Origin of the sequence: Paracoccus sp. (in: a-proteobacteria) (genome assembly GCF_030536915.1) — a bacterium.
Taxonomy (GTDB): domain Bacteria; phylum Pseudomonadota; class Alphaproteobacteria; order Rhodobacterales; family Rhodobacteraceae; genus Paracoccus.
In genome coordinates this window covers 1-3947 of the sequence record NZ_JAUNPC010000144.1, presented here as the reverse complement: position 1 = coordinate 3947, position 3947 = coordinate 1, and the positions used below count along the sequence as shown (strand labels likewise).

Here is a 3947-nt window from a genome sequence, read left to right as displayed (position 1 = left end):
CCTCTGCGCAAGGTTCCCCCTCTACGACGGGATGTGAGACAAAGGGGCGCGCCGGCCCGTCCGGTGCGTGCAGAGCACGCACCCTACAGCACGCTACAGCACGCGCCCTGCCCGTAGGGTGCGTGCTTTGCACGCACCGTCACCACGTCACACCGCCCGGGCCGGCCCCCATCCGGGATCGCGGGCGTGCCTGACAGCAGGTCAGCCGATCAGCGACGCAACCCATTCGGGGACCGTGCGGCTGGCCGGTCCCTCGATCACCCGGTCGAAACGGCCGGGGGCGGTGGCGGATAGGTTCAGTTCCACCGTCTCTGCCCCGGCCATGCCGGCGACATCCACGAAGCCCGCCGCCGGATAGACATTGCCCGAGGTGCCGATGGCCGCGAACAGGTCGGCCTGCGACAGTGCCGCGTCGATGCGGTCCATGTGATAGGGCATCTCGCCGAACCAGACGATGTCGGGCCGTGCCGCGGGCCTGCCGCATTGGGGGCAGGCCATGCCCACCGGCATCACGGCGGGCGCAGGCCAGCGGTGGCCGCAGGCGGCGCAGAGGGCCGAATCGAGCCGCCCGTGCATGTGGATCACGTTCCGCGCGCCCGCGCGGTCCAGCAGCGAATCGACATTCTGGGTGATCAGCGTGACGCCCTCGGCCCGGCTCAGCCGCGCCAGCGCCTCATGCGCCGCGTTGGGCCGGGCCGAGGCGGCCCCCGCGCGGCGCCCGTCGTAGAAGCGCAGGACCAGCGCGGGGTCGCGGCGGAAGGCCTGCGGGGTCGCCACGTCCTCGACCCGGTGCTGCTCCCACAAGCCCCCTTGGTCGCGGAAGGTCGCCAGCCCGCTTTCGGCGGACAGCCCCGCCCCGGTCAGGACGACGATTTTCACCGCGTGCAGTAGCGTTCGGCGGTCGCGGCGAAGCTCTTGTAGCGGTCCCAGAACTGGTTGTCGGCGGCCCGCTTGGACATCCGCACGTCCTGCGCCGCCTGGGCGTTGCGGAAGAAGCCGGCAGCGCGGCGCTGGTCGGCGCGCGACAGGGTCTGGTCGGCAACCTGCTGGATGCAGCCGCACAGCGCCCCGCTGCGGGCGCCGCGGTCGGATCGCAGGCAGGCGTTGTCGATCGGCCCGGCCTCGGCGAAGGGGGTGGTCAGCAGGACAGCCGCAAGGGCGATGATGGGTTTCTTCATCCGGTGTCTCCTCGTCCGTTGGCGCTGCCTTTCGCGGCAGTCGTGCTTTGTTTCCGCCGATGGTTGCGGACAAGGACGAAGATACCACCCGTTCAGTCTTGCGGCAACAAATCCGACGCGGGTGGACTGTGGCAAACTGGCCGGCCAAGGCCTTGGCTTTCCCTTGCTCCGGCAGAGTGCTAGGCCGCCCCCATGCTGACCATCGGTTTCGACGCGGACGACACGTTGTGGGAGAACGAGGCCTTCTTCCACCTGACCCAGGACGATTTCGTGGGCCTGCTGGCCGGCCAAGCCGACGAAAGGGTGATCCGCGAACGGCTGCACGAGGTGCAGGTCGCCAACCTCGAAATCTACGGCTACGGGATCAAGAGCTTCACCCTGTCGATGATCCAGACCGCGCTGGACCTGACCGGCAACGACCTGCCGGGACAGACCGTCGCGCGGCTGCTGGGGCTGGGGCAAGACATGCTGCGCCACCCCGTCCACCTGCTTGACCATGTGCGCGAGGTGCTGGCCGACCTGCGCGACCACCGGCTGATCCTGATCACCAAGGGCGACGTGCTGGACCAGGAACGGAAGGTCGCGGCCTCGGGCCTTGCGCCGCTGTTCGAGGGGATCGAGATCGTGCAGGACAAGACCCCGCAGGCCTATGCCCGCGTCCTGCAGCGGCACCGGCTTGAGCCGGAGGAGTTCCTGATGGTCGGCAATTCGATGCGCTCGGACGTGCTGCCGGTGATCGGGATCGGCGGGCGCGGCGTGCTGGTCCCGGCAAGGCTCGGCTGGGTGCATGAACACGCCGAGCCGCCGGAAAGCCCCCGCTTCCACCGGGTGGAGAGCCTTGCCGACCTGCCCGCGCTGGTGCGGCGGATCGAGGGCTATTCGACCGGGACGGCGGTGTAGCCCGCTTCCTTGATCAGTTCCGCCGCCCTTGCGCTGCCAATGCCGTCCACCGTGACCGTCCTGCTGTCCAGATCGGCCTTGGCGGTGCCGCCCGCACCGGCGATGGCACTTTCGATGGCGGCGGTGCAATGGCCGCAGCTCATGTCCTCGACGTGGAACTTCATGGCGTGACCCTTCGTGCTTGACGCGACGACAGGAGTCTAGCATCGCCCGTGGCATGACCGCCAGCCGCCCCGCGCATTCATCCTCTCACGCCGCCAACATGCGCGCGGCGGGCTTCATGGTCGGTTCCATGGCGATGTTCGCGGTCGAGGATGCCGCGATCAAGACCCTGACCATGCGCCTGCCCGTCGGGCAGGTGCTGGCGACGCTGGGGGTGCTGGGCCTGGGCATCTTCTGGGCGGTGCTGGCGCGCAACGGCGGGCGCATGTGGACGCGCCACCTGCTGCTGCGGCCGGTGCTGCTGCGCAACCTCGGGGAAGCGGTCGGCTCGATGGGCTTCACCTCGGCCTTGGCGCTGACGGACCTGTCCTCGGCCTCGGCGATCCTGCAGGCGCTGCCGCTGGCGCTGGTCATGGGCGGCGCGCTGTTTCTGGGCGAGAAGGTCGGCTGGCGGCGCTGGACGGCGATCCTCGTGGGGTTCGCGGGCGTGCTGCTGATCGTCCGCCCCGGCGCGGGCTTCCAGCCGGAATCGGTGCTGGCGCTGGTCGGGGTCGCGGGGCTTGCCCTGCGCGACCTCGCCACGCGGCGGATGCCGGCGGATGTGCAGTCGCACCAGCTGTCCGCCTCGGCCTTCGGCTCGCTTGTTCCGGCGGGGCTGCTGCTCGCCTGGGGGATGGGGACGCCGCTGGCGGTCCCCACAGGGGGCGAGGCGCTGTGGTTTCTCGGCTGCATCACCTTCGGCGTCATGGGCTATGCGATGATGGTGGCGGCGACGCGGGTGGGCGAGGCCTCGCTGATCGCCCCCCTGCGCTATGTGCGGCTGGTCTTTGCCCTGCTGATCGCGGTGGCTGTCTTCGGGGAACGCCCGGATGCGCTGATCCTTGCGGGCGCGGCGCTGATCGTGGGGTCGGGCGGCTTTGCCATGTGGCGGGAACTGGTGCGCAATCGTCCGCGCTGACGCCTCGCGTTCCCCCTTCCCGCAGGCCCGGCACCCCTGTATTAGCCGCGCATGACCCAGCTTGATCTCATCCGCAACTTCTCGATCGTGGCCCATATCGACCACGGCAAATCCACGCTCGCCGACCGGCTGATCCAGTCGACCGGCACCGTCGCCGACCGCGACATGAAGGAGCAGATGCTCGACAGCATGGATATCGAGCGGGAACGCGGCATCACCATCAAGGCCAACACCGTCCGCATCAGCTATCCGGCGAAGGACGGGCAGACCTATGTGCTGAACCTGATCGACACCCCCGGCCACGTCGACTTCGCCTATGAGGTCAGCCGGTCGATGCGGGCGGTGGAAGGCTCGCTGCTGGTGGTGGACGCGACACAAGGGGTCGAGGCGCAGACGCTGGCCAACGTCTACCAGGCGATCGACGCGGGCCACGAGATCGTGCCGGTGCTGAACAAGATCGACCTGCCGGCGGCGGAACCGGACCGGGTCAAGGAACAGATCGAGGACGTGATCGGCATCGACGCCTCGGACGCGGTGCTGATTTCCGCGAAAACCGGCCTCGGCATCCCCGACGTGCTGGAGGCCATCGTCGCGCGCCTGCCCGCACCCAAGGGCACGCGCGAGGCGCCACTCAAGGCGATGCTGGTTGATAGCTGGTATGACGCCTATCTGGGCGTCGTGGTGATGATCCGGGTCATGGACGGCGTGATCCGCAAGGGCGACCGCGTCCGCATGATGCAGACGGGCGC

The 3947-nt window shown here is 69.2% G+C and carries 6 protein-coding genes; 3 read left to right on the top strand and 3 right to left on the bottom strand.

The window, feature by feature from the left end:
• Positions 1 to 201: 201 nt before the first annotated feature.
• Together Q4F04_RS14810 and Q4F04_RS14805 are read right to left on the bottom strand one after the other, a co-directional pair.
• Positions 202 to 879: an NAD-dependent deacylase gene (locus tag Q4F04_RS14810; RefSeq protein WP_303370567.1), complete on the bottom strand. Its 678-nt coding sequence runs from the start codon at positions 877 to 879 to the stop codon at positions 202 to 204.
• On the bottom strand, positions 876 to 1178 hold the full coding sequence (locus tag Q4F04_RS14805) for a hypothetical protein (protein ID WP_303370566.1): 303 nt from the start codon (positions 1176 to 1178) through the stop codon (positions 876 to 878). The genes Q4F04_RS14810 and Q4F04_RS14805 overlap by 4 nt, the downstream gene beginning before the upstream one ends.
• A 192-nt stretch (positions 1179 to 1370) precedes the next feature.
• Here Q4F04_RS14805 and Q4F04_RS14800 point away from each other — a divergent pair, with 192 nt between their 5' ends.
• Positions 1371 to 2078 (top strand): HAD family hydrolase, encoded by a 708-nt coding sequence (locus Q4F04_RS14800; RefSeq protein WP_303370565.1) that lies wholly within the window; start codon positions 1371 to 1373, stop codon positions 2076 to 2078.
• On the opposite strand, the gene Q4F04_RS14795 is transcribed toward Q4F04_RS14800, so the two are convergent.
• Entirely contained in the window at positions 2054 to 2242 is a 189-nt protein-coding gene (locus tag Q4F04_RS14795) for a heavy-metal-associated domain-containing protein (protein ID WP_303370564.1), read from the bottom strand. The genes Q4F04_RS14800 and Q4F04_RS14795 overlap by 25 nt on opposite strands.
• A gap of 53 nt (positions 2243 to 2295) precedes the next feature.
• Here Q4F04_RS14795 and Q4F04_RS14790 point away from each other — a divergent pair, with 53 nt between their 5' ends.
• Both Q4F04_RS14790 and Q4F04_RS14785 read left to right on the top strand, forming a co-directional pair.
• Complete coding sequence (locus Q4F04_RS14790) at positions 2296 to 3198, top strand: DMT family transporter (protein WP_303370563.1); 903 nt, start codon at positions 2296 to 2298, stop codon at positions 3196 to 3198.
• A 51-nt stretch (positions 3199 to 3249) separates the two neighbouring features.
• Positions 3250 to 3947: GTP-binding protein (locus Q4F04_RS14785; protein ID WP_303370562.1), on the top strand; the 698-nt coding region annotated here is incomplete at its 3' end.

Coding starts and splice junctions, on each gene's coding strand:
- Q4F04_RS14805 (WP_303370566.1), bottom strand. CDS start 1,178: ATGAAGAAACCCATCATCGCCCTTGCGGCTGTCCTGCTGACCACCCCC.
- Q4F04_RS14800 (WP_303370565.1), top strand. CDS start 1,371: ATGCTGACCATCGGTTTCGACGCGGACGACACGTTGTGGGAGAACGAG.
- Q4F04_RS14795 (WP_303370564.1), bottom strand. CDS start 2,242: ATGAAGTTCCACGTCGAGGACATGAGCTGCGGCCATTGCACCGCCGCC.
- Q4F04_RS14790 (WP_303370563.1), top strand. CDS start 2,296: ATGACCGCCAGCCGCCCCGCGCATTCATCCTCTCACGCCGCCAACATG.